Genomic DNA, 22,109 nt, shown 5'->3' with positions numbered 1-22,109 from the left:
AGCGCGGTCCCAAGCTTGCGATTCCACAGGATCGAGTTGGAATCAATATCCCAGTCACGCGACAGTCCGTGTTCGTACTCGGGTAGAAAAGTTTCTTAAACTTTCTTTAGCGCTGTCCCAAAAATGCTGACACATTCCGAGGCATCAGATTACGAACTCTGTAGCTGAAGGCATCAATAGTAAAATCATGTCGGTCAAGCGGAGAGCCTGTGGGTTTCGTAATGCAGAGAACTACAAAACTGCCATTTATTTCTACTGCGGCAAGCTTGACGTCTTCCCATGCTAAACCCGGAAGGACCAGAAAGCTTAACGATGTGTAGGCGAGGGCAAACGACAAACTCTAGGCGAGAGTTGGAATCTGGCGCTCGTGGTAGGCTTCACTTCGAAAGATAATACGATAAGGAGTTCTCTTGCTCTGCCTTACGTCGCCTCTTTTGAATGTGCGCTTCCAAGAAGATGGTGCCCAATAAAACCATCGTTAATAGAAATGTCCAAGCAGTTGAGTTGATATCATCAACTATCATTGCCTTGGCTTGGAAGATCGCCTTAATGATAGTGACTATGATCAGTACTATTTGAAATGCACGGAGAGGACCATAATCCAATGACCTCAGAGGCCGTTGTTGGCAGTTTCCTCATGGAAGCAGAGTTATAGGCTGTCGTAGATCTTGCCGCAAAGGCAGGTCCTGTCCAAACACCTCCTGCATCCCTTCAGAAAAATCCTTTGCTATATTGACGTATGCCCTGAAAAGCCTTTAGAACACTTAGTTTCCCAAGGCTATTGTTCAAGGCACAAGTCGTTGCCAAAGCATGTCGCCGCATACGCCAAACAATCACTGCGCTCCAGCTACGCAAAAAATGACAATATTTTCAACAGCTCCCTTTGCGATTTCGTGCAGGACACGGCAAAAAGCATGTGGTCGGACCTGACCTTTGTCGCTTTAGTTTTGCAGCCATACTCGACAACGGCTGCATTGAGGCGTAAATTTCGATTATCGCTTAATTTCATTCATGCGAATGAAAGCGGGGGAACCAATTCAGGGGCGTATCGTATTCATGTATATGTAGGGCACTCTTCGGCCCGAGCCCGGCAGCTAACCTCGTCAGCAACGAAGGGAGACCTTGGAATGGACCAGGGAACTCCTCACTTAAACGATCAGCGAGGATCAACGTGTCCAGTTCCAATTCTGTAGCGCATCAAAATTCTGAACATACAAAAAAAACACCGCTCGCCCTCCTGACCCTGGGAGCTTTAGGCGTTGTCTATGGCGACATCGGGACCAGTCCGCTCTACGCGCTGCGCGAGTGCTTCCATGGTGCCCATAGCATCGAGGTGACGGAAGCCAACATCTTCGGCGTCCTCTCGTTGATCTTTTGGGCCTTGATTATCGTGATTTCAATCAAGTACCTGCTTTTTGTGATGAGAGCCGATAACAAAGGGGAAGGCGGTATTCTTGCCCTTATGGCTCTCGCTCTCTCGGATGGTCGACCCAATGTTCGGAAAACCATTGGGCCAGTGACCGTTCTGGCTCTTTTCGGGGCAGCCCTGCTTTATGGTGATGGCATCATTACACCGGCAATCTCTGTCATCAGTGCCGTTGAAGGTTTAAAAATTGCGACGCCTTTATTCGAACCCTACATTCTTCCCATCACGCTTGTGATCCTGACGACCCTGTTCTTTTTTCAGAAACGCGGGACCGCGACCATGGGCAAGGCGTTTGGGCCCATCATTCTCATTTGGTTTATTACCCTCGCGGTGCTCGGCATCCATGGCATCATGGGCGAACTTCATATCCTCGAGGCCATCAATCCCAGGTACGGTATTGATTTTCTCCTGATCAATTCGTGGCATGGTGTGGTGGTGCTCGGCAGTGTCTTTCTCGTTGTCACAGGGGGTGAAGCTCTTTACGCGGACATGGGACACTTCGGTCGAAAGGCCATTCAGTTGGGTTGGTTTTTCGTCGCCCTTCCCGCTTTGATGCTGCAGTACTTCGGTCAGGGTGCTCTGCTGTTACAGAATCCTGCGGCTGCTGAGAATCCATTTTATTTGCTGGCCCCAAGTTGGGCACTTTTTCCCCTGGTTATCCTGTCGACCGCTGCCACGGTGATCGCCTCACAGGCTTTGATCACGGGCGCCTTTTCCATGAGTCAACAGGCGATTTCGCTTGGATTTCTGCCTCGCATGCAGGTGAAATACACCTCGGCTCGCCAAATGGGTCAGATCTATATTCCCTTTGTGAACTGGGCGCTCCTTATCGGGACTCTCTTTCTTGTTTTGGAATTCCAAACGTCGGCGAACCTGGTCGCCGCTTATGGAATCGCCGTCACGACCACCATGATCATGACAACCCTGCTGACCTATGTGGTGATGGTGCATAAGTGGAAATGGAAACTCTATTTCGTACTCCCCCTGATCGGCTTTTTCCTGGTGATCGAACTCGGCTTTTTCAGCGCCAACGTGATCAAGGTGCTCGAGGGTGGATGGTTTCCAATCGCCATTGGTCTTATTATTCTGACTCTGATGATCACCTGGAAACAGGGTCGCTTGATCCTTGCGGATCGACTGGTCGCGGTGTCGACCCCGTTAAGCACCTTCATGAGGGATATCGTACCCAAAGTCAGGGCGAGAATACCAGGTACAGCCGTCTTCATGACTGCAACCAGTGCGGGAACACCTCCTGCTCTGCTGCATAATGTGCGGCACAATCAGGTCCTGCATGAAACGGTCCTGCTCCTGACGGTTCAAACCATCGATCAACCCTATGTTTCCGCTGATGAGCACCTGGCGATTGAATCGGTTGGCATCGGTTTCTATCGCGTGATGGCCTACTATGGGTTTATGGAATCTCCCAACGTGCCCAGCATTCTGGATCTTTGCGTGCAGAAGCAGCTGGCCGTTGACCTGAAAACGGCTACGTTTTTCCTGGGACGTGAAACCATTATTGCTACCAAACATCCGGGTATGGCTATCTGGCGAGAGAGAATTTTCGCTTTTATGTCGCGCAACGCGTTAAGAGCGACCGATTTTTTCCAGATTCCGTCGGAACAGGCCATCGAGATCGGGACAGTCATCGAAATGTAATGTCGCCCTTTTGCAAACAAGGGAATTTTTTGAGAGCCGATCGGTCGCAGCATTTGAATCTCCACGGCATGCAGGCCTTTGGTCTGCTGCCAAGCCATGTGGAAATGATTCGTATCAATGATCTCGCGCAAAGGCTCAGCCCCAAAATTCCTTTTCCTCATAAGCATAGTTTTTTTCAGATCGTCATCATCCTCAATGGAACCGGCTGGCATGAGATCGACTTTGCGAGGCACGTGGTCCACAAAGGGATGACCTTTGTTTTGAAGCCCGGCCAGGTGCACGCCTGGGATCTCAGTCCTGATACCAAGGGTTTTCTGGTGGAATTCGAATTCCATGCCATCAAGAAAATTCAAACGTCCCAGGAACCTTTGGCTCAACTTTATGCTCTCCCCGACCAGTTTGGCTTAACTCACGATCAGGAGCAGAAAGTCAGGGACCTTTGCCTCGAAATGATGAACGAGCAAAAGGATCTTGAGCCAGGCTGGGAAACCATTCTGCAGCTCAGGCTTTTGACTTTGCTGTTTTTATTCTTTCGCTATACGCCTGCACCGGTCGCGACTTCCGACAAAAACCTGGTCCTGCATAACTTTTTCAAGCTGGTGAACGCCTGCTATGCGAGGCACCATAATATTGAATTCTATGCTGAGAAACTGGGCCTAACGCCTAAGGCTTTGACCATGCGAGTGACCCGATTCTTTGGGGAGCCTCCCAAGAAAATCATTCAAGACCGCTGCCTGCTCGAAGCGAAGCGACTCCTGGCCTACTCGACAAAGACCAACAGCGAGATCGCCAGGAAGATTGGCTTCGATGATCCGAATTACTTCTCCCGCCTTTTTCGCTCGAAAACAGGCATGACGCCTAATGAGTTTCGTGTGCAGCAGACCACACCCCAGGACAAATTTCCCAGAATCTAGCATTTATGTAACATATTGAAAATATTTGATAAAATTGTTAGTGTGAGCTATCTTCATGAATAGTAACGCCGCCGCAAGCAGTCCCTTCGGGCCGCGTGATGACTCTTCTGAGGAGCCTTTATGCTACGACAAATTCTGGCTTTGACCATGACCTTTGCTGGAATCATGGCGACCTTTCTCTTTTGGTACAAAATCATTCCGCTTGATTCCAAATTTCTCGAATGGCAACGCGATCCTTATAATGTTTGGCTGACCATGGCGATCTGGGCTGTCCTGGGTGGCATCAGCTGTTTGATGGCTTCGCGCAATATTGCCAGCTGGGCGATGAAAGTGGATCTTTGGGATGATCAAACTGATCCCGATTTCCAGCGTGCTGAAGCGGCCCTTCAGCGGGCCCAGGCATGCCTGCACTTGAAGAAAAAGCCCCAATTGGGCCTTTATGAACGTGACGAGGTCAATGCCTTTATGATTGGACTGACGTTGCCTCGCAGTACGCTGGCGCTCTCGCGGGGTGCCCTTCGTCATCTCTCGGCGACTGACCTCGAGATCCTTATCACCCGCGAGCTTTTGCATTTTAAGAGTGGGGATGTCAAAGCCATTGCTCTCATGCAGGGCATGATCTTTGCCTTCACTTTGTATGTGGCCAGGATGCTGGCTTTTCTGTTAGGCACCAGCCTGCGGCAGACCGAGGAGGAGGAAACGCCTTCCCACGGTGTGGAGATTCTGGTGACGAGCGCCCTCATCGTTCTTTTAACTCTGCCAGGTGCTCTCGTTTTCTGGTTCTTTAGCCGTTCCAGTGCCTTGCGTGCCGACGCCGCGGCGGCTCGGGTTTTTGGCAAGCCGATCTATGCTGCGTTTTTGGATCATGTCGCGGGTCATCAGGTACCGAAGTCGGAAATTTTTTCTGATGCGTTCAAGCTACAAAGCCGACCTTACCCCGCATGGCTAGCCTGGCTTTCTCTGCAACCTGGGCTTGCGTTGCGGGCAAGGCTGCTCGCCTCATAAGATGAAGCTGGGGCCGATCCGTAATCATCGCCCAGCCGCTTCAAAGAGATGAATAATGTTTTTCATGCGTTTCTGGTTGGCCCTGAAATCCCAATAGCCGAGGCGTGACGCTGATCGAAATTGAATGATGTTCTGGGCTGGCTGGATATGAAATTCAACATCATCGACAAATTTAAAAAATCCCGAGGTGACCTCCACCCGCAGATAATTTCCCTTGTCCTCGACGATTTTAAATCCTTCCTGTTTTGACAGAACACTTTTCAAACGGCTCTTGGCTTCATCCGACGAACCCTTGAAACGCATGGGTTTGAGAAAGTGATCCCTATCGTCTTCATGGGCGCTGCAGGTGCAGTTAGGCATATTCGGGCAGCGCGAAAGTTTGCCATCCTTTTGCAGACCCAGGAAATTTTTAGCGACTTCAGGAGACATTCGAGCCATGGCCCATCCTTTCATTCCGTGTGATGGACCAACATACACGCGTGCTCGTCCTGACTTCAATGGGTGGGTTTGATCCTGCTGCGATAGCGCATGCAGGATAAAAAGGCCCGGTCCGTCTTCCTAAGGTATCCCCTCCTATAGGCTTTCATGACAGGAATGAATGATGAAAAAAATACTGATCCCTGCTGCTCTGACCCTTATGTTGACGTCCGTGCCGACGTACGCGGCCCCTTCCGCTCTGCCTGCGCCGATCCAAGCCATCCTGGAAAGAATCAAAGGGGAATGGGTGGTCGAGGATAAAGGCCACTTGAACACCCGTCTAAGGTTCCAGGCTGATGGACGAGGTCAGCTGGTGGATCGCAATGGCAGCTCCGAAATTGAGTGGCAATTGGAGGGTGGAAAAATCTCCATCCGTCTGCTGACACCTACCGAAACCAAAATTTATGAATACATCGAAGATGAGAATGGCAATGGCATCGGCATTCTCAACGTGACGGCCTTGCATAGTCTGACTCTGGAGTTTCACAAGTTCGATGTACTGCGTGGCATAATCTGGAAAATGAATATGAACGCCACCTCAAGTTATCCCGATCATCCAGAAAAAGGCGTCCAGGAGCAGACTTTTGTCCGCGATCAGGTGAAGCTCATCGCCAAACGTCAGTTTAAAGATTTTGCACCTCAGCAGGGTCAGATCCTGAGTTTGAATTTGCCCGACTATCAGGCCAGCACCAATGGTTCGGCTTTCAAGGAGACCGTATCGCTTCTGGTGCGGCTGGATGCAGGCCAGGTCGCGACTGTTTTGGTCGATCACCCGAGTGGACTCAAGCAACTTTCCTGGAGACTTGAGCAAGGTTCACTTCAGGTTTGGGATGGCAAGGGCTACAGCGTGTCCTATCAGCAGTATCAAGGCGATAGCGTTACGAAGCGTCTGCTGGCTGATGCCCAGTGGCCCGATCGTGAATTCGTGGCGGAAGAGCCCAGTGTCCTCGTCGATCCCATCGCACGGGGCCAGGGATTTCAGTCCCAGTCACCCATTTTCCAAGGCTGTTGGGAGACATGGGGAGACGATCATTGTTTTCAACGCGGTGGTCTTTTCCAGTTTCACGACGCACTATGATGGCGCCGAAGATTTTACAGGCTATGGTCTATGGAAACTTACTGAGGGTCGACTGGTCGTGGATCGTTTCTACAATGCGGACCGGCAACCCATCACTGAACTCGCGGCTATGATTCAGTGTGAGAAGGAGCTGGCCGACACGGAAGTGACGGAAAAAACTTGTCGACTTTATCAGACCCGTAGCTATGAACTGCTGAATGCCAACGCGAACAGCATAGGGGTCTATCGTATTCTTAAGAGTGGTGAATTCGAGCAGTACACGGCGCAGGCCTTTAAGCGGGTAGGCTCAAAGTAAAACCACCCACTCGCTGCTTCCATCAGATCCTGAGGGGCGGCGCACCCCATATCCTTATTTAAAATTTGTCTAAGCCCAGATTTGACTCCGCGTCCGAGTTCCGGCAAAACAGGGAAAGCCAAGAGTTCTTATTCGGAGTTTCCTATGCTACCCATTTTCCTCAGTCCATCCTGTTGTTGTTGACCCTCCCCAACGTCCCCCCATTTTTCACAATTGAATGTTCACTTCGCTTACCTCAATTATTTGGAGTATTGTTATGAAATCGTTGCATTTCCTTTTGCCTACGGCATTCCTCGTCGTGTCCTCGTCATCTCTTTTTGCTGGTGGCTCCGAATCGCAGACACCGGTTCAACCTGAAGCTCAAAAGATCCTGAACGTATCCTATGATCCCACCCGGGAGCTGTTCGAACAGATCAATCCGAAATTTGTGGAGCACTTTAAGAAAAGTCAGCAGCTCGATATCAGCGTGGATCAATCCCATGGCGGATCAGGGAAACAAGCTCAGGCAGTGGTGGATGGTTTACAGGCTGATGTGGTGACGCTGGCACTCGCTCCCGATGTGGATTTGCTGGTGGAAAATCAGCTCGTCAGTGAAGACTGGCAGCAGAAACTGCCCTTCAATTCCGCACCGTATACATCGACCATCGTTTTCGTTGTCCGTTCTGGCAATCCCAAGGCGGTCGCGGACTGGTCGGATTTGGTTCGTTCCGATGTTGGTCTTGTCACACCCAATCCCAGGACGTCCGGCGGCGCTCGATGGAGTTATCTGGCGGCCTGGGGCTATGCGTTGCAATCGGGCGAGCAGGCTGATGGTGAGGCAGCTGCCAAGGAGTTTGTAAGAAAACTCTATGATCGCGTGGTCGCCCTGGATTCCGGGGCGCGTGATGCCACGATCAGCTTTGCCGAGAAGAATAAGGGTGATGTGCTGATCACCTGGGAAAACGAAGCCTATCAAATTCTTGAATCCTATCCTGAAAGCAAATTCGAAATCGTACTGCCTTCGGTTTCCATCCTTGCTGAACCCGTGGTTGCTGTCGTGGATCGTGTGGTCGATGCCCGAGGCACACGTGAGGCTGCCACGGCTTATTTGAATTATCTCTATACTGAAGAAGCTCAGGACATTATCGCCCAGAATCATTTCCGTCCAAGAGATGAGAAGATCTTGAAAAAATATGAGGACTCTTTGAAACCCATTTCGCTGTTCAATCTTGAGCAAAAATTCGGCAGCTGGGCAGACGTTCAAAACGCACACTTTGCCGAAGGAGGCACATTGGACCAAATTCTTGATGATGTCAGTCGCGATTAAAGGTTCCAGTTAATCTGTGGGAGCCCCGCCTGTCCTCTGCAGGCGGGGTATTTCGTTCCAAAAACCCTACAAGTCTTGTATCATCGCAGGGAAAAGGGTTAACCTTACCCATAGCCCGCCCCCCGATGCTCAATCTTTGGAAGGTTTAAGAATGTCTCGAACCATGAAATATGGGTCCCTGCCGCTCTTTATCGTTTCGCTTCTGTTCGCCACCCAGCTGAACGCCCGTCATTTGGCTTTTGGCCTCGGTTTACCGAATGAGCATATTCTTTGGCCCAAGCTTCAGGGTTACATGAATCAGGTGGCAGCGAAAACGGACAAGGGCCTTCATATCGAGCTGAAGTCAACGCCTTTTCTTCGTATTCAGGATCTGCTTCATAAGGGCGAGTTGGATGGTGATCTGGGGCGGCTGAATGAGGTCTATGAAGAGGACTCTTCCGTGGTGCGCGTGGATGAGTCGGCGTCGATGCTCCGACTTTACTTTATCTATAACCGGGAGCGGGTTCTTGCCGAGCTTGCTGATGTCCGCCAGTATAAAACCCTTGCGGCCAAGGATAGCTTTTTTCACCGTCGGGCTTGCAAGGAACTCAAGCTCGACTGTGAATTCGTAGGCCCAGGATCCAGCACCATGGATATGCTCAGGCTCAAACGCGCGGGAACCGTGATCACAACCCAATTCCAATTTGCGGAACATTTCCGGTTATCGAGCGACCCGCAGCTCTTTCGCATGAGTGAAAGAACGTTTTATAAGGAACCCATCTATCTGTTTCTTTCGAAAAAAAATGCAGACCTTGCTGATAAGCTTGGTTCCGCATTCAAAGAACTTAAACAGGATGGAACATACAAAAAAATCTTTGGCATCGATCCTTAGCCTTGCCCGTATCGAGCCCGGTATAATTTCGCGGTTGAAAGCCAGATCACTTTCGCGGGTTGAGTGGGTCGCGGTTCGATTGGAAAAAGCTCAGTCAGCAATCGATTGAGATAGAAAGCCTGGCTGGCTTCAATCAATGTCCCTCTTAAATTCTTCGTTTTCTTCTTATTTGGATTCGTCTTCTTATTCTTACTTTTCACGCATCCCCCCTTGCCCATCATGTAATATTGGCGTGATTTGAGGTCGCCGGTTATCCAACAGGCCCTGGGGGGTCAAGTATGCAAAAAATAAGCCTAAGCTGGCCCACATAGCTTACGAAGACTCACACGCTCATCACGCGTAAGGACGTAAGGTGTGACCCGCATCTGGCCCTTGCTATCAAAGAAAGGCGAAGGTTGCTGCTTCCGTCGCAGCCAGCCTGAAGTCAGAAAGCGCAGGACAACCAGAATTGCCGGTAGGGAAACTTTCTGATCGGTGCCTGGGGGCAGTGGACCAATTCCGAACTTCCCCTGTATGCGCATATGAACAGGTCCGATCGCTTCCTCGTGAGTCGTGGCATCGGCGGCATGATCCATGATGGTATGAACCACTCCCACGTAAGGCATCCTGGATGAAGGCGGACTGTTCGCAATCGGTGTTTTGCAGCAACCAGCGTACCAGCGCAGAAGACCTTTCGGAGAAAGACGCAAGCACTTCACTTGGTCAGCACCTTGCGTGAATTCCAGATGAGACGGGTAGCAGGGATAAATATCGGTTCCCCCATTGGCATCGAGAACCTCCTTGGCACGACCCAGCTGATGGGCAAAAGCCTGGCAGTCATCACAGAGACAGACCGCCCGCTTGGACGACATTCCAGCGAGATTGATGCGTCCACGAAATTTACCACAGCTGCATTTTAGTGAAACATGATCATTCATAGGTCACCTGATTTGCGGTGCAAGAGCCACCAGTTGATCCAGACACTTGCCCCAGCCGTCCTGAAAACCCATTTCCTCATGCCGCTTCCGATCCTGGGCATTCTTATGCATCACGATCGCCTGGTACTTCGTTCCCTTGCCATGGGGCTCCATCAAAACCGTTGCGGTGAAGGCCAGGTCGGCACCGGACTCCAGTTTTGCCGCGGGACGATAACCAGGCAGCAAAAGATCGGTCCAAACCAGTTTTTTGTTTTCAATGATTTCAAGATAACAGCCGACGTTGGGAAACTTTTCCCCTTCAGGCGATTGCATGATGGTTTTGAAAATGCCTCCTGGCCTCAAATCCACTTCACAGTCAGCAATGGTCCATGGCGCCGGTACAAACCATTTTTTGAGATGTTCGACTTTGGTCCAGGCTTTCCAAATGATCTCTGGTTTGACATCCACGACGCGTTCCAGCATCAGATCCAATTCGGGGTTGAATTTATTCATCATCGTCCTCCTTAAGGGAATGAAGGTATTGATCCAATTGATTGAGTCGCGTTTCCCAGAGTAGTCTTTGTCGGGCCATCCAATCCTCGGCTTTCTTCAATTCCTTCGCGTTCAGCGAATAGGTGCGAACGCGGCCTTCTTTGTGAGAACTGATGAGATGACAGTCCTCGAGAAGAGCGAGATGCTGAACAAAGGATGGAAGCGCCATATCGAAGGGTTTGGCCAGCTCTGTCGTTGAACGGGAGCCTCGACTTAAACGTTCGAGTATGGCCCGCCTGGTTGGGTCGGCCAGCGCTTTAAATACCTGATCCAGCTGTAAAGTTGACATGCCCATATAGTTCACTTTAAGCCAGCCTGATACTTAGGTCAATACCTAAGTTTGCCAAAGACCCTTCAGTCGAAGGTCGGTGCATTTTGATAAGGTCTGGCATCTCCAGGCAGCGTGATGGTGATGGTGGTCCCGCGCCCGAGAGCGCTGTCCACTTCAATGGTGCCACCATGAGCCTCGGTTATGCCGCGCACGATCGGCAATCCAAACCCCCAACCTTTGATGTCATGGCCTTGGGCTCCATGGGAGCGATGGAAGGGCTGGAAAATATTCTCCTGCTGCTCGACGGGGATGGGTTGGCCTTCGTTATGGACAGAAATATGGAGGGCACCACGGATTTCCTCGAGTTTGACGGTCACGTCTGTGTTGTTCTCACTGTACTTCAGAGCATTATCCACCAGATTTTGAATCACTCGACTCACCCCGCGCGGGCACCAGTAGCCCATCACGGACTGGCCTTCCAGGCGAATCCTGGAGTTGGAATGTTGACGAAGCACTTTTTGAATGACTCCAAAGATGTCGATATGTTCAATGCCAAGTTTAATTCTGCGGCTTGCCTTGATCACACTGGCATCCAAAATATTATCGATGAGCATGCCGGCGTTTTCTGCAGAGTCAGCGATTCTCCGAAACAGCTCGTAGGCTTCCTGAGGATCCGTCCCCTCCATGAGCAAGGTCGTCGCCATCTTGATGAATGAGATGGGTCCTCTGATGTCGTGAGCGAGCATGGCGATAAACTGCTCCCGAATATAAGCTTCGGCCAGAACAAACGATGTAATCGACTCTTGAAGAGATTGGTCAATGGACCGGGTGGAGCAGTTCATGATGACTATCTCTTTTTGAGTCAGTTGAGCCCTGCTCCCGAGAACAGCATGTATGGCTTCCTTGAGGGCGTAAAATTCTGTAGCGATTTGGGAGATATTGAAGTTGGTCAGACGGGCACGTTCACCGCCGTGTTCGTGCGCCGATGTATTGCCTTCGACAGCGTCGATTCGGTTTGAGTCTGGAGCCAGGGCTTCGGCTATGCGTTGCAAAAGGTTGGGAAAGTAGTTGAAGAGAATAGGGTCAGCCAGCTCTGAAGCCGATCGAATTTTTGCTTCCACAATCTGAGCCCAGAGCTCTTCGATATCGGGTTTATATTTTAGCATGGCTTCGGCTGCGGACATCGATTGATTATTGATCATAAAGCCTCCGTTCACGTCACTGGTCAGGCTTTTGCAAAAAATTCTCCTTTGGGGGATTTATGAAAGCAAAACTATCCTGGGAAAAACTTGCAAGAACTCAAGGCTATTTCTATTTGGCAACCGGATTATGGCCTTTGTTTCATCGAAAAAGTTTTGAAGCGGTGACAGGTCCAAAAAATGACTGGTGGCTTGTGCAACCGTCGGGGTGTTGGTGACAGCCATTGGAGCCTCACTTCTTGCTGCATCCCGCAGGGAGCAGCCTGAAGCTGATACAGTGATGTTAGCAGCAGGATCAGCGCTGGGACTTGCTGGTATCGATGCTGTTCATGTAGCAAAACGTACGATCAGTCCGATCTATCTAGCCGACATGACGGCTGAACTTCTCCTGGCCCATGCATGGAAGCGGGTCCAGCAGGAGCCCAAACGAGAGAACCGCGGATAACCGCGGTTCCTGGAGTCTTTTCAATGGAGAAGGTTGAGAATCAGCGATTACGGTTCGATGAGCCGCCACGCGATGACGAGGAGGATGAGCCTTCTTCTTCGTCTTCTTCCTCTTCGTTGCGATTGCTATTCTTATTTTGGTTCTGGCCTTGGCTTTGATTTTGATTTTGGCCGCGCGAAGCTTGATGAGATGCCTGGCCACCTTTACGGCCAGCTTCGCGTGCTTCTTCGGAATCAAATTCGTGAGCATTTCCGCTTTGGTGAGCAGCGCGTCCGCCTTTGGCGGAAATTTCCCTCTGTTGCTCCTCATCCATCCCTGCAAAGCCTCTTTGGCTTGAACCTTGACCTTTGTTTTTCTGATTTTTTTCATTGCTCGTCATAAAAACATCCTTCAAGTTGCGTTAGAGTTAGCTATCCAGCCTAATGTACTTGTGATCGATCCTTCGCAAGTCTCTTCACAATCCATACCAAACAACTCTTTCGCGTTTTTATGAAATTTCAGGTGCAATCAAGGCCCGAAAGCGTATGGAATCAAGTCCAAGGTGAATTCTTTTTGTAACAACATTTTACTTCATGCCAAATTTTACGAAGAATGGGCTTCGGAAAACGCATGTCTTTAAGTCAGAAACCTTTGGTTTTTAAACGCGCAAATCTTCTCTGCCGCTATGACGATCGCCTTTTTCATCCCCGCTTTGCGAGGCAGAGCCTTCACTTTCTCTTAGGTGATCTTCATCTTCTACGCTCTCATCACCGCTCGTGCGGTTGTCGGCGCTCTCTCCTCGACTCAGACTCTCCTGCTGTTCGACATCGCTTGCGCTACGCTCGGCTTCCTGTTCGTTGCCGCTTCCGCTCTGCGCTTCGGAACTCCTGTCGCCTTCCTCTGGACTGGAAGCAGGGCTGCTCGTGCGACCTTCGTTGCGTTGTGACTTGGATTCGCTGGTAGCACCCTTACGGCGGGATTTCCTACTATGTTCATGCGCTGTTTCACTATGGGTGTGGGCCTGATGACCATGAAGCTCACTCTCGTCAAAGTCACCATTTTCATGATGGAGAGCTGCCTTGCGATGATGGTGTGCAGCTGATTCATGGTGGAAAGCAGCATTGCGATGATGAGCGGCCAAGCCGCCCTTGCGTCCGATTTCAGCCATATGCTCACGGTTTTTACTGACAGCTTCACCACCTTTACGACCCGCCTCGGCTGCTTCTTCCGAGGTGAATTCGTGAGCGTTGCCAGATTCATGAGCAGCCCGGCCGCCTCGCCTTGCAATCTCTCTCTGTTCCTCGGGATCCATGGCGGCAAATCCGCGCTCATTTTTCCCAGCCATGATTATGTACTCCTGCTTTTTAGGTTGATTTCATATCTTCTCAACATCAAATGATGCGGTATAAAATTTGCAATTTTTATACCGATCGACTTGAAGCAGGCTGAAGCGATCCTTTTGGAATAAACGATCGTTCCGTGCTCTTGCTGATGGCAAGGCTGACCCTGCTGCGGCATGATTCATTGAGATAAAGAAACTCCACACCGAGTCCCGGAGCCAGATCACCTTCACTGACCGTTCTTTTCCAACGCACTTTGCCGACCCCCTCGAGGACCAGATCACGGGTTGTGACGCGAAAGCTTACAATGGAGCCTTTCCGGATCCCCTGCATTTCGATGCCGACAAACATTCCACCTCGTCCCAGGCTGAAATTCTCGGGATGCTTGCTGCAGTCAACATCGATTTGATCCGTCGGCTGCCAACCGGCCTGTTTTCTTTCGTTATCGCCCCAACGTTCGGGCATGGGCAGGCGCATGGATCGAACCAGCTCTTCCAGATCACTGATACGAAATGGTTTGCCAAAAAATCCATTGGCACCCAGAGCGTAAGCTTCCCAGGGTGGGGTATCAGCATAGGCACTCATGATCACCACAATCGTTTGGAGATTGGTGGTGCGTATCGTCCGTAAAAGGCCCCATCCATCGATATTGGGCATACGGACGTCGGTGATCACAACGTCGTAATTCTCTTTTTCCAATTTTTGCAAAGCGTCAAGGCCATCGACGGCCTCATCGACGTCCCATTGATCGATGATCAGCTCTTCACGCAGAGCCTCCCGAAGATCAGCCTCGTCGTCCACAATCAAAGCTCGTGCTTTTCCCATTGTTGGTCCTCCCTTTATGAAGCCTGAGAGCGATCGGATTTTACCTGTGATTCGACTTTGCGAAGGGGCGGCCTTTGCGCCATCTTCGGCATATTCTGCAGCATTTTCAGCATGGATTCACTAGCAAGTTCTTGAGCCCGAAAGATGCGATAGCAGCAAATATCCCCGCGCACTGGTATCAGGCTGTCCATCATCTTCTCCAGATTGAAAACCATAGTGTCCTCGGATTGTGCTGAACTGTCGTGGCTGGTTTCGGTGGCGAACTGAAGTTGGGTTTGTGTACGGACGGCATGATCAAGTTTAGCGATCAATGCCGTGACCTTCCGAGCCGTTGCGGACGAGCCATCCGCTTTAATCCGGCCGAAAATATCCTTGGCTTCCTGGTATTTTATCAGGCGAATGTAGGCTAAACCGAGGTTAAAGCAGATGGTGTCGTGAATGTCATTCCATGGCTGAGGCAAGGATTCAAGAGCTGATTTATAGAGGTTGATGCCCTTCTGAAGCTGGTTGTTACGAATCAGGGCCACAGCTTTGTTATTCGTATAAGCCACAATTCGGTGCAGATTTTCCATACCCTTGAGGGTTTCGGCCGCGCGTTTGGTATCATTGCTGGCGATGGCTATGTGAGCCTCCGTTTCACTCACCAGAATGTTCACGGCATCGATGGTTTTCGCCTCGACGAGCAGGCTTTCAGCTTCTTCCTCTTTACCCATTTCACTGCAGATGGTCGCCATGCGACAGATCCGATCAATATTGCGGGGTGCCAGGGCATTGGCTTTCTCGAGCAGCTTCAAGGCATTTTCATAGTCACCGAGACGCATCAGGGCTTTGGCGAGTAGATTAAGCAGGTCAAGTGAATCACCGGTGATTTTGAGAGCCTCAAAGGCCATGGTGCAGCATTGTTTATAACGACCTTTGAAGAAAGCGAATTCGGCCTCGATCCGCAGTTTGCCGACTGGCTCAAAGGCAGGATTGCAGAGATACATGGCTATAAGGCGGGATGCTTCCGCTTCGTTGGCCGTGGCGAGGCATTGCTGAATGCGGCGATCCATGGCTGTTTGATCGCTGGGATAACGATGCTGCTGAATCACGGTTATGATTTCGGTCATTAAGGTTTGCGTGTCAAATGGCTTTTCGACGACTCCCCTGACCCCGATTTCCTTGATGAGAGAAAACTCGCCCGGGTTGATGAGAGAAGAAATAAGGATGATAGGGACGCCCGGGGAATGCTGGTTGATACGCTGTATCAGTTGCAGAGCATTCAATTCTGGAATGCGCCATTCCATAAGAATCAGTGAAGGGCGACCACCCTGAGTCAGCCAGCGCCAGGCACTGTCGCCTGATTCAAATGTCTCAACCTGTTCAACGCCAGCCGTCTTGAGTGACTGGCGAACGAGCTGGTGAACAGTCGTATCAGGATCGATCAGAATGCATGAGGCCAGACCAAGCACATTCATTCGGCTATTGTCCTCGTCAAGGGGAAGATCGAGATCGATTGGCATTTCAAGGGTTTCCTGAGGAACAAAGCGCGTTTTAAGCTGCTCGACCTCATTCGTCAGGCTGGGATCAATGAGCAGGACCTGTTCGAGGGTTTTCCGGCCTTCCTTGCGTCCGGAATTCAGTTCGGCTTCAGCCAGCGCGAGCAGAATTTGAGACGAGCCAGGAAAAACGTCCAGAAGAGATTTTTGGAGATGAATGATCATATCCCAACGCCGTTCTTCCTTAAGGATCCGACAGAGAAAGTTGGACGATGCCAGCGCACTTCTGTAGCCAGCAAGGCGAATGATGCGGAGAAGGTCGGAGATCTCCTCGGGAATGCGGCTTGGGATATGGGAGCTGTGATAGGATAGAAGGCCCAGTTCAAAGGCCAGAGGCAGCATTTCCTTTTCGTGTTCACGCATCATAAAGCTTACCCGGGTCTGCTGCAAACGGGGCTCATCCAAACAAAGCTTGAGGAGGTGAATAATATTGATGTCACTATTGAAGCAACCTCCTGCGACAATCCAGTCCGATCTTTGGGTCGACAGATGAACCAGCAGGGTTTTGAAATCACCGAAGCCAGTGACCTGACTAAATCCCTGATTACGCAGCGTTTCAATCAGCACCGAGCGGAGGGCAACCATGGGTTCCACAACATGAACACACATATCAGCAGGTCGGGCAAAGAGATTGATCATATGGTCCTCGATGAGAGACGAAATTGGGCAGCGAGACATCACGTTCGCCGTGCGAAAGGTGAAGAGTAGATTGTGTGCGTTCTCTTGTGAAGGCTACAGAAGAACCAGGGCAGGTTCAAGGGAGGACCTCATGAGTGTAAAAACTCAGTGGTGAAAAGAAGGGCATCCGCGTCATTAAAATATGATGGGGGTTATTTGTAACCGCCGTTGATCCAGGCCTGAATAAAGATCTTAAGATTGTCGGGCTTGGTGTCGTTTTTAACAAAGCGTTCGGCCCAACCACCTGCACCAGCCCAGGTTCGATTGCTGACCCGGTCTGTTGGTTTCAAATTGAGGCTTGGCGCATTTTGGGCTGCAGGGACCCCATATCCGCCCTGAGCGTCGCGATTGTGATGGCAAGCGCTGCAAAGCATCGCATCATCGCGACCAGCACTTTGACTCGTAATAATTTGAGCAAGGGTTTTGCCGTCAACATTCCTGTTCGGAACCAATCCAAACGTCCTGGAATCAATGGGTTCATTAAAGGCTAACTTTTGAACGCTTTTGCTGTCAGCATTGGCCATGCTCTGCAGGACCTTTGTTGCATCAGGTTTACCTGAATCTCCACAGCTTGTCGCAAGCAGGAAAATTAAGAGACTTAGGCTTCGGTGTGCCACCAGTTCGGTCCTCCAGATTCGGGTGTACCATGGCAAGCAAGAAAAGGACCGTTTTCAGGTGCCTGGGACTGGCCCGTGAGCCAGAATATTATCCTTTATTATTCAGACTTTGGAGCGCTATTCGGGCACCCGCGCCGGGATTTTTGAGCGTGTGCTGTGTTTAGAGGTCAGGCGCTGATTTACAACTTTTCACCCGCGGGATCATAACCCGCAAATGTATTAACTGACTGATATGATTATGGTTGGATAGGAAGTCTTGGCATTGGCGTGGAGTTAAGCTAGAAAGTGGGGCTCTGTATGCAAAGGAAATATCATGGGTTTTAAGCCTCGTTCCACACCTGTCATTGCTGCCAAAAGTGCAGTCAAAGCTGTCGAGAAACGACCTGAGCTGCTGTATTGCGGTTTGCATATCTGTGAGACTCTGATGCGGGTGCGGAAAGAGGACATCATTCGCGTGTACTGCACCGAGGAATTATTGCCAACGTTCGGTGAGCTCCTGCGCTGGTGCGCCCAGCAGAAGAAAGCTTATCATATGGTAAGCACTGCGGATCTGGAACGCATCACCAGCTCGGTGCATCATGAAGGGGTTGCGATCCTGGCTCGTGCTCCGGTCCATGGCGATGAACACGCCCTGCGCAAGCGGCTGGAGGTTTTTCCTCAGCCTTTTGTTTTTCTTGATGGTGTCCAGAATCCCCATAATATTGGAACGATCATGCGAGTCATGGCCCATTTCGGTTGGCGGACGCTGGCCGGACATCAGCAGTTGCCGGCCCTATCAGCGGCCACTGCTCGCGTGAGTGAAGGCGGCGCAGAGTTTGTCGATACGTTTGTGCTGGATGATGCTTTGAATTTCTTGTCAAAACTTCGGCAGCAGGGGTATCGCATCGTGGGCACTTCAAGTCACGCCCGCACGTCCTTGTATGCCCAGCCTTTGGCCCGTAAACTCTGCCTTGTCATGGGGCATGAAGTGCGAGGCGCTTCGCCGGAGATCGAAGCCATGTTTGATGATGCGATCGTCATTCCAGGAACGGGAGCTGTGGAGAGTTTGAACGTTTCGGTGGCGACCGGTCTGATGTTGGGTGAGTACAGCCGTCTGCATGGTGTCCATGATCCAAGCGGACAGGACTAGATTTTAAGCATTTTGACGTCCTTCACATAGGTCGTCATTTCCAGATCCTTGCCTGCTGTTTCGTGCAATCGCTTCACAATGTTGGCAATCCGATCCAGCGATTGATTGAGTTTTTCAAAGCGGTGTTCATCGAGGCCTGCGAGGCCGCGAGCCAGACTCCCTGAGGCAATCATCAAGGCATTATTGATCTCATGATTGTAAGTGGTGATCAGGGCCCGCACGGCTTCCGCTTTTCTCACCTTTTCCTGAATCGTCGACAGGTCCCGCAGCTGCAAATGCGTGCGCAAACGCAGCTGGGCCACTTCAAAGTCAACAGGTTTAGTCACATAATCATTAGCTCCCAGATGAAGAGCCTGGACGGTGGTCTCGCTATCTGTTTTGCCTGTGGCCATAATCACGGGAAGCTGCAGGATGCTGCGGGTTTGCCGGATGGTGGCCAGCACCTCAAGACCTGAGATGCCTGGCAGTTCAATGTCGAGCAGCACCGCATCGATCGTGGGATCGGAGCTGAGCAGCTGCAGACACGCTTCCCCGGTCTCGCAGGCCAGCGTTTGGAATCCGGCCTTGCGCAGCTGAAGGGACTCAATATCTCTGAGAACCAGGGAATCTTCCACCACCAGAATCTTGGGCTTGGGATCCATCAGGCCACATCCTTTCTGGATATGCTGTTATCATTCACAAGTTTTTTGAGTTCGACCTTCAACCGATCGGTAAGGCCTTCGATCGGCTGCAGAAGGGCCGACAATTTATGGACGTGACCTGCCTTGCCCGCGGCTTCCAAGGCCTGATGAGCTTCCACCAGCGTTGGTGCGGCGAAGAGCATCGTCAGACCTTTCAGGGTATGGGCGATCTTGGCAGCAGCTCCCGTGTCGCCACGCTCGATTTCGCTGCGCAGACGATGCATGAGGCCATCAATTTCCTCGAAATAGCGGAGGATAGCCGTTTGAATCAATTCGTTGTCATGAGCCAGGCCCTGCGAGAATGCCTTGAGATCCATGAGAGGTGCAAGCGGAGGCGCCGACTGGGGTGTCGGGGCTTTCGCATAGCCTACGGTTTTGATCAGAGCATCGAGCGAAATGGGTTTGCTCAGAACGCCATCCATCCCGGCGTGAATCGCCTGTCCCTGCACACCATCCAAGGCATTGGCGGTGAGGGCGAGGATAAGCGGACCGCGGTCGGGCCGATACGCCGTGCGGATCCTTTGCGTTGTTTCGAAGCCGTCCATGCGAGGCATCTGACAGTCCATAAAGATCACGTCGTAGCGTTTGTGTTTGATCTTTTCCAACGACTCAGGCCCATCAAGGGCGGTATCCACGCTATAGCCCAGTTTGACAAGCAGGCTTGAAGCCACTGTGAGATTGATCGTGTTGTCATCCACCACCAGAACGTTCTGGTAGGTATGAGGCTCGACAGCTTGTGGACCGGACGCCTGCAGCGCCACCACAGGCCAGGGCAGGCGGAGTGTAATCTTGTTGGTCAAAGGATCGGGCCGTTCCAGGACGAGCCGGCCTCCCATGGCCTGCACGAGCCTGTCGCAGATCTTCAGATTGAAGATTTCCATCGGCTGATAGTTTTTGATATTGCCGAACTCGCGATCGTTATCGTGAACTTCTTCCTGCGAGCCCCGCCTTGTTTGAATGGAGATGATCAGGGTGCCGTCAGCCTGATGGGAGGCGGAGACGTGAATACGACCGCGGTGGGTGCGACTGATGGCATCACCGAGCAGATGACTGAGGATGCGATGCAGTTGGCCTCGGTCCCCCTGGATTTGCAGGGTGGTGGGTAAATCAATCTGATAGTGAAATTGATTCTGGCGTTCTTCGGCGGGCAGTTCGTAAACGGAGATCACGGCACATAGGAATTTTTCAATCAGGAACTCTTCCGTCACCAGGGTCAGGAGGTTGGCTTCCATGGCGCCATAGGTGTGAACGTCGTCGAGCATCATGCGCATGGATTGGCAGTTGCTGATGATCGTTTCCATGCCGCTGCGTTGCTTGTTATCCAAGGCACTGGCCTGGATCATGTCCAGCAATCCCAGGATACCCTGAAGAGGACTTTTGATCTGATGGCTGATGTTAGCCAGAAGATTGGCCTTGTCGCGATCGGCATCACGCAGAGTTTCATAATGATGAAGGAGTTCGTCATATTGGGCTTTGGTTTCCACGCTTTCAGCAGCCGGTTTATTCTGAAGCGATAGGAAGAAGACGTTGAAGGTGAAAGCCAGGATGATAGCGAGAAGGGTCATGAAAATCGGATCACCATTGCGGCCGCTATTGAAGGCTTCGGCAGGAAAATCCACCTGCAGGTTGAAGGTCTGATCGGCGATTTTCAAAGGTTTTTGAAACCTTCCGTAAAGAGGTGCGCGTGTGGGTGCGGATGCTGTGGCGTCGCGACCAAACCAGCTTTGATACAAGGCCTCCGGTGTGCTGCGGTCGGATGGGTTTTGAATTTGAATGTGAAAAACCGGATGGTTCAGGATGGGAAGTGCCGGTTGAATAAGCTCAGACCAGTTTAAAACAGCGACCAAGAGACCCGGATGGGTGGCATGGGTTTGGGCATTCAGGGACCTTGTCATAACCAGAACGGCTTTCTGATCCGAAGCCAGCTGAAGCCGAAAACTTCTGGGCGCCCTGGACTCGTCCCAGGCTTTTTGCAGAAGGGGCCCGGGAATTTCATTCTGACTGGCAAACTGGGTTTGGGGGATCCACATGATGCGAGGCCAGGGTTTTTCCCAGGTCTTTGAGTTATCTATGACAACGAGTGGATCCACGATTTGGGATAGCTCAGCCAGCATTTGCAAATGCTGCAAGGCGTGCTCGATTTTTTCTTGAATGTCGAGGTGAAAGTCGTTGACTTCGTGTTTCAGAATGCCGCGATTGCGATTGTCCGTCTGGGTCAGGTGAATGGTCAATGCGGTGGTGATGACAAGGCTTAGCGCAGCAGGAGCCAGAAGAAAGGGAGACAACTTAAAGCGCCCTGGATTGGTATAAAGGTCCTGGTGCATGCGAATCAGCAGCGGGGCCAGCATGCCCGCTCCAAACGCATCACCCAGCCACCACCAGATCCAATTGGTTGGAAAGGAACTGAAATCGATGACATGAAAAGCTGTGAGAGCCGAAACGCCAAGAGTGGCTGCGATCAAACAGGTGATCGGTCCCAATAAAAGCACTTCCCAAGCCAAACGTTGAGGGTGGGCCTGATTCGGCAGTCGGCGATTCAAAGCGTGATAGATCAAAGACCCCAGGTAGGCCTGCAGGCTCGATCCCAGTGCGAGACAAAGCTGGACCAGAATCTGGTGCATGGGATGTTGAATGAGTTCATCCGGCCGAAGGTTGGTGGCAATGGAGCCAAGGAAGACAGCCAGGGTTAAGGATGGTCCCCAAACTATGGTGGCGGCGATGGCAATACCTGCCGCCGGCCAGATCGGAGAGGCATATCCCGGCGGCAACGCCAGAAGTATGGCCAGTCGAGCGGCCGCCACGTAGGCCAGGAATACCCATAATTGCCGCATGATGCGTGGAATAAGATCGCTATCTTTTTGAGTGACGCCAGGTAACACAGGTTCTCCCGATTCTGCACCTTGGAACTATCGGTTCGGGAGCCGGCGGGCTG

22 protein-coding genes, 2 pseudogenes and 1 riboswitch are annotated in these 22,109 nt (G+C 51.3%); of the genes and pseudogenes, 11 read left to right on the top strand and 13 right to left on the bottom strand.

Going from position 1 to position 22,109, the window contains the following annotated elements; translation table 11 throughout:
- Positions 1-139: 139 nt before the first annotated feature.
- The 4 genes and pseudogenes from VE954_RS29900 to VE954_RS29885 all read left to right on the top strand — a co-directional run.
- A pseudogene (locus VE954_RS29900) lies at positions 140-286 on the top strand (transposase); the annotation flags it as partial.
- Positions 287-986: 700 nt separating this feature from the next.
- Positions 987-1,124, top strand: a riboswitch (cyclic di-AMP (ydaO/yuaA leader).
- A gap of 47 nt (positions 1,125-1,171) precedes the next feature.
- A complete protein-coding gene (locus tag VE954_RS29895) occupies positions 1,172-3,082 on the top strand; it encodes a potassium transporter Kup (protein WP_324959862.1) in 1,911 nt (636 codons plus the stop codon).
- A gap of 29 nt (positions 3,083-3,111) precedes the next feature.
- Complete coding sequence (locus VE954_RS29890) at positions 3,112-3,996, top strand: AraC family transcriptional regulator (RefSeq protein ID WP_324959860.1); 885 nt, start codon at positions 3,112-3,114, stop codon at positions 3,994-3,996.
- Between the two features lie 120 nt (positions 3,997-4,116).
- Positions 4,117-5,001 carry a M48 family metalloprotease gene (locus VE954_RS29885; protein WP_324959858.1) on the top strand — a complete coding sequence of 295 codons (885 nt, stop codon included), beginning with the start codon at positions 4,117-4,119 and terminating at the stop codon, positions 4,999-5,001.
- A 24-nt stretch (positions 5,002-5,025) separates the two neighbouring features.
- Here the strand turns inward: VE954_RS29885 and VE954_RS29880 are convergent, their stop codons facing one another.
- Complete coding sequence (locus tag VE954_RS29880; RefSeq protein ID WP_324959856.1) at positions 5,026-5,439, bottom strand: DUF1499 domain-containing protein; 414 nt, start codon at positions 5,437-5,439, stop codon at positions 5,026-5,028.
- Between the two features lie 160 nt (positions 5,440-5,599).
- Here VE954_RS29880 and VE954_RS29875 point away from each other — a divergent pair, with 160 nt between their 5' ends.
- The 4 genes from VE954_RS29875 to VE954_RS29860 all read left to right on the top strand — a co-directional run bounded on the left by VE954_RS29875 (position 5,600) and on the right by VE954_RS29860 (position 9,028).
- The gene (locus VE954_RS29875) at positions 5,600-6,556 is read left to right on the top strand and encodes a hypothetical protein (RefSeq protein ID WP_324959854.1); all 957 of its coding nucleotides are present in this window, start codon (positions 5,600-5,602) and stop codon (positions 6,554-6,556) included.
- Positions 6,525-6,851: a hypothetical protein gene (locus VE954_RS29870; protein ID WP_324959852.1), complete on the top strand. Its 327-nt coding sequence runs from the start codon at positions 6,525-6,527 to the stop codon at positions 6,849-6,851. The genes VE954_RS29875 and VE954_RS29870 overlap by 32 nt, the downstream gene beginning before the upstream one ends.
- Before the next feature lie 256 nt (positions 6,852-7,107).
- Complete coding sequence (locus VE954_RS29865; protein WP_324959850.1) at positions 7,108-8,157, top strand: sulfate ABC transporter substrate-binding protein; 1,050 nt, start codon at positions 7,108-7,110, stop codon at positions 8,155-8,157.
- Between the two features lie 151 nt (positions 8,158-8,308).
- Positions 8,309-9,028: a transporter substrate-binding domain-containing protein gene (locus VE954_RS29860; protein WP_324959848.1), complete on the top strand. Its 720-nt coding sequence runs from the start codon at positions 8,309-8,311 to the stop codon at positions 9,026-9,028.
- Here the strand turns inward: VE954_RS29860 and VE954_RS29855 are convergent.
- The 5 genes from VE954_RS29855 to VE954_RS29835 form a co-directional block, all read right to left on the bottom strand.
- A complete protein-coding gene (locus VE954_RS29855; protein ID WP_324959845.1) occupies positions 9,025-9,228 on the bottom strand; it encodes a hypothetical protein in 204 nt (67 codons plus the stop codon). The genes VE954_RS29860 and VE954_RS29855 overlap by 4 nt on opposite strands.
- A gap of 93 nt (positions 9,229-9,321) precedes the next feature.
- Positions 9,322-9,945: a DUF6151 family protein gene (locus tag VE954_RS29850; RefSeq protein WP_324959843.1), complete on the bottom strand. Its 624-nt coding sequence runs from the start codon at positions 9,943-9,945 to the stop codon at positions 9,322-9,324.
- Positions 9,946-9,948: 3 nt separating this feature from the next.
- Positions 9,949-10,440, bottom strand: a complete 492-nt coding sequence (locus tag VE954_RS29845) for an SRPBCC family protein (protein ID WP_324959841.1) — start codon at positions 10,438-10,440, stop codon at positions 9,949-9,951.
- Positions 10,430-10,765: a metalloregulator ArsR/SmtB family transcription factor gene (locus tag VE954_RS29840; protein ID WP_324959839.1), complete on the bottom strand. Its 336-nt coding sequence runs from the start codon at positions 10,763-10,765 to the stop codon at positions 10,430-10,432. The genes VE954_RS29845 and VE954_RS29840 overlap by 11 nt, the downstream gene beginning before the upstream one ends.
- 65 nt (positions 10,766-10,830) lie before the next feature.
- The gene (locus VE954_RS29835; protein WP_324959837.1) at positions 10,831-11,949 is read right to left on the bottom strand and encodes a sensor histidine kinase; all 1,119 of its coding nucleotides are present in this window, start codon (positions 11,947-11,949) and stop codon (positions 10,831-10,833) included.
- 59 nt (positions 11,950-12,008) lie between these two features.
- Here VE954_RS29835 and VE954_RS29830 point away from each other — a divergent pair, with 59 nt between their 5' ends.
- Positions 12,009-12,164, top strand: coding sequence for a hypothetical protein (locus VE954_RS29830; RefSeq protein ID WP_324959835.1), 156 nt, complete (start codon positions 12,009-12,011; stop codon positions 12,162-12,164).
- Positions 12,161-12,391, top strand: a complete 231-nt coding sequence (locus VE954_RS29825) for a hypothetical protein (protein WP_324959833.1) — start codon at positions 12,161-12,163, stop codon at positions 12,389-12,391. The genes VE954_RS29830 and VE954_RS29825 overlap by 4 nt, the downstream gene beginning before the upstream one ends.
- A gap of 40 nt (positions 12,392-12,431) precedes the next feature.
- Here VE954_RS29825 and VE954_RS29820 read toward each other — a convergent pair whose 3' ends face one another.
- The 5 genes and pseudogenes from VE954_RS29820 to VE954_RS29800 all read right to left on the bottom strand — a co-directional run bounded on the left by VE954_RS29820 (position 12,432) and on the right by VE954_RS29800 (position 17,368).
- Complete coding sequence (locus VE954_RS29820; RefSeq protein ID WP_324959831.1) at positions 12,432-12,770, bottom strand: KGG domain-containing protein; 339 nt, start codon at positions 12,768-12,770, stop codon at positions 12,432-12,434.
- A 740-nt stretch (positions 12,771-13,510) separates the two neighbouring features.
- A pseudogene (locus tag VE954_RS43900) lies at positions 13,511-13,715 on the bottom strand (KGG domain-containing protein); the annotation flags it as partial.
- A 76-nt stretch (positions 13,716-13,791) separates the two neighbouring features.
- Positions 13,792-14,535 (bottom strand): response regulator, encoded by a 744-nt coding sequence (locus VE954_RS29810; protein WP_324959827.1) that lies wholly within the window; start codon positions 14,533-14,535, stop codon positions 13,792-13,794.
- Positions 14,536-14,549: 14 nt separating this feature from the next.
- A complete protein-coding gene (locus tag VE954_RS29805) occupies positions 14,550-16,712 on the bottom strand; it encodes a response regulator (RefSeq protein ID WP_324959825.1) in 2,163 nt (720 codons plus the stop codon).
- A gap of 191 nt (positions 16,713-16,903) precedes the next feature.
- Positions 16,904-17,368, bottom strand: a complete 465-nt coding sequence (locus tag VE954_RS29800; RefSeq protein WP_324959823.1) for a hypothetical protein — start codon at positions 17,366-17,368, stop codon at positions 16,904-16,906.
- 313 nt (positions 17,369-17,681) lie between these two features.
- On the opposite strand from VE954_RS29800, the gene VE954_RS29795 reads away from it, so the two are divergent.
- Positions 17,682-18,497, top strand: coding sequence for an RNA methyltransferase (locus tag VE954_RS29795; protein WP_324959820.1), 816 nt, complete (start codon positions 17,682-17,684; stop codon positions 18,495-18,497).
- Here VE954_RS29795 and VE954_RS29790 read toward each other — a convergent pair.
- Complete coding sequence (locus tag VE954_RS29790) at positions 18,494-19,138, bottom strand: response regulator transcription factor (RefSeq protein ID WP_324959817.1); 645 nt, start codon at positions 19,136-19,138, stop codon at positions 18,494-18,496. The two genes, VE954_RS29795 and VE954_RS29790, sit on opposite strands and share 4 nt — an antisense overlap.
- Positions 19,138-22,056 carry a response regulator gene (locus VE954_RS29785; RefSeq protein ID WP_324959815.1) on the bottom strand — a complete coding sequence of 973 codons (2,919 nt, stop codon included), beginning with the start codon at positions 22,054-22,056 and terminating at the stop codon, positions 19,138-19,140. The genes VE954_RS29790 and VE954_RS29785 overlap by 1 nt, the downstream gene beginning before the upstream one ends.
- Positions 22,057-22,109: the final 53 nt, after the last annotated feature.

This window comes from Oligoflexus sp. (assembly GCF_035638955.1).
GTDB lineage: Bacteria > Bdellovibrionota_B > Oligoflexia > Oligoflexales > Oligoflexaceae > Oligoflexus.
Note: the sequence above shows the minus strand (reverse complement) of the source record. Positions and strands in the feature narration are given on the sequence as shown.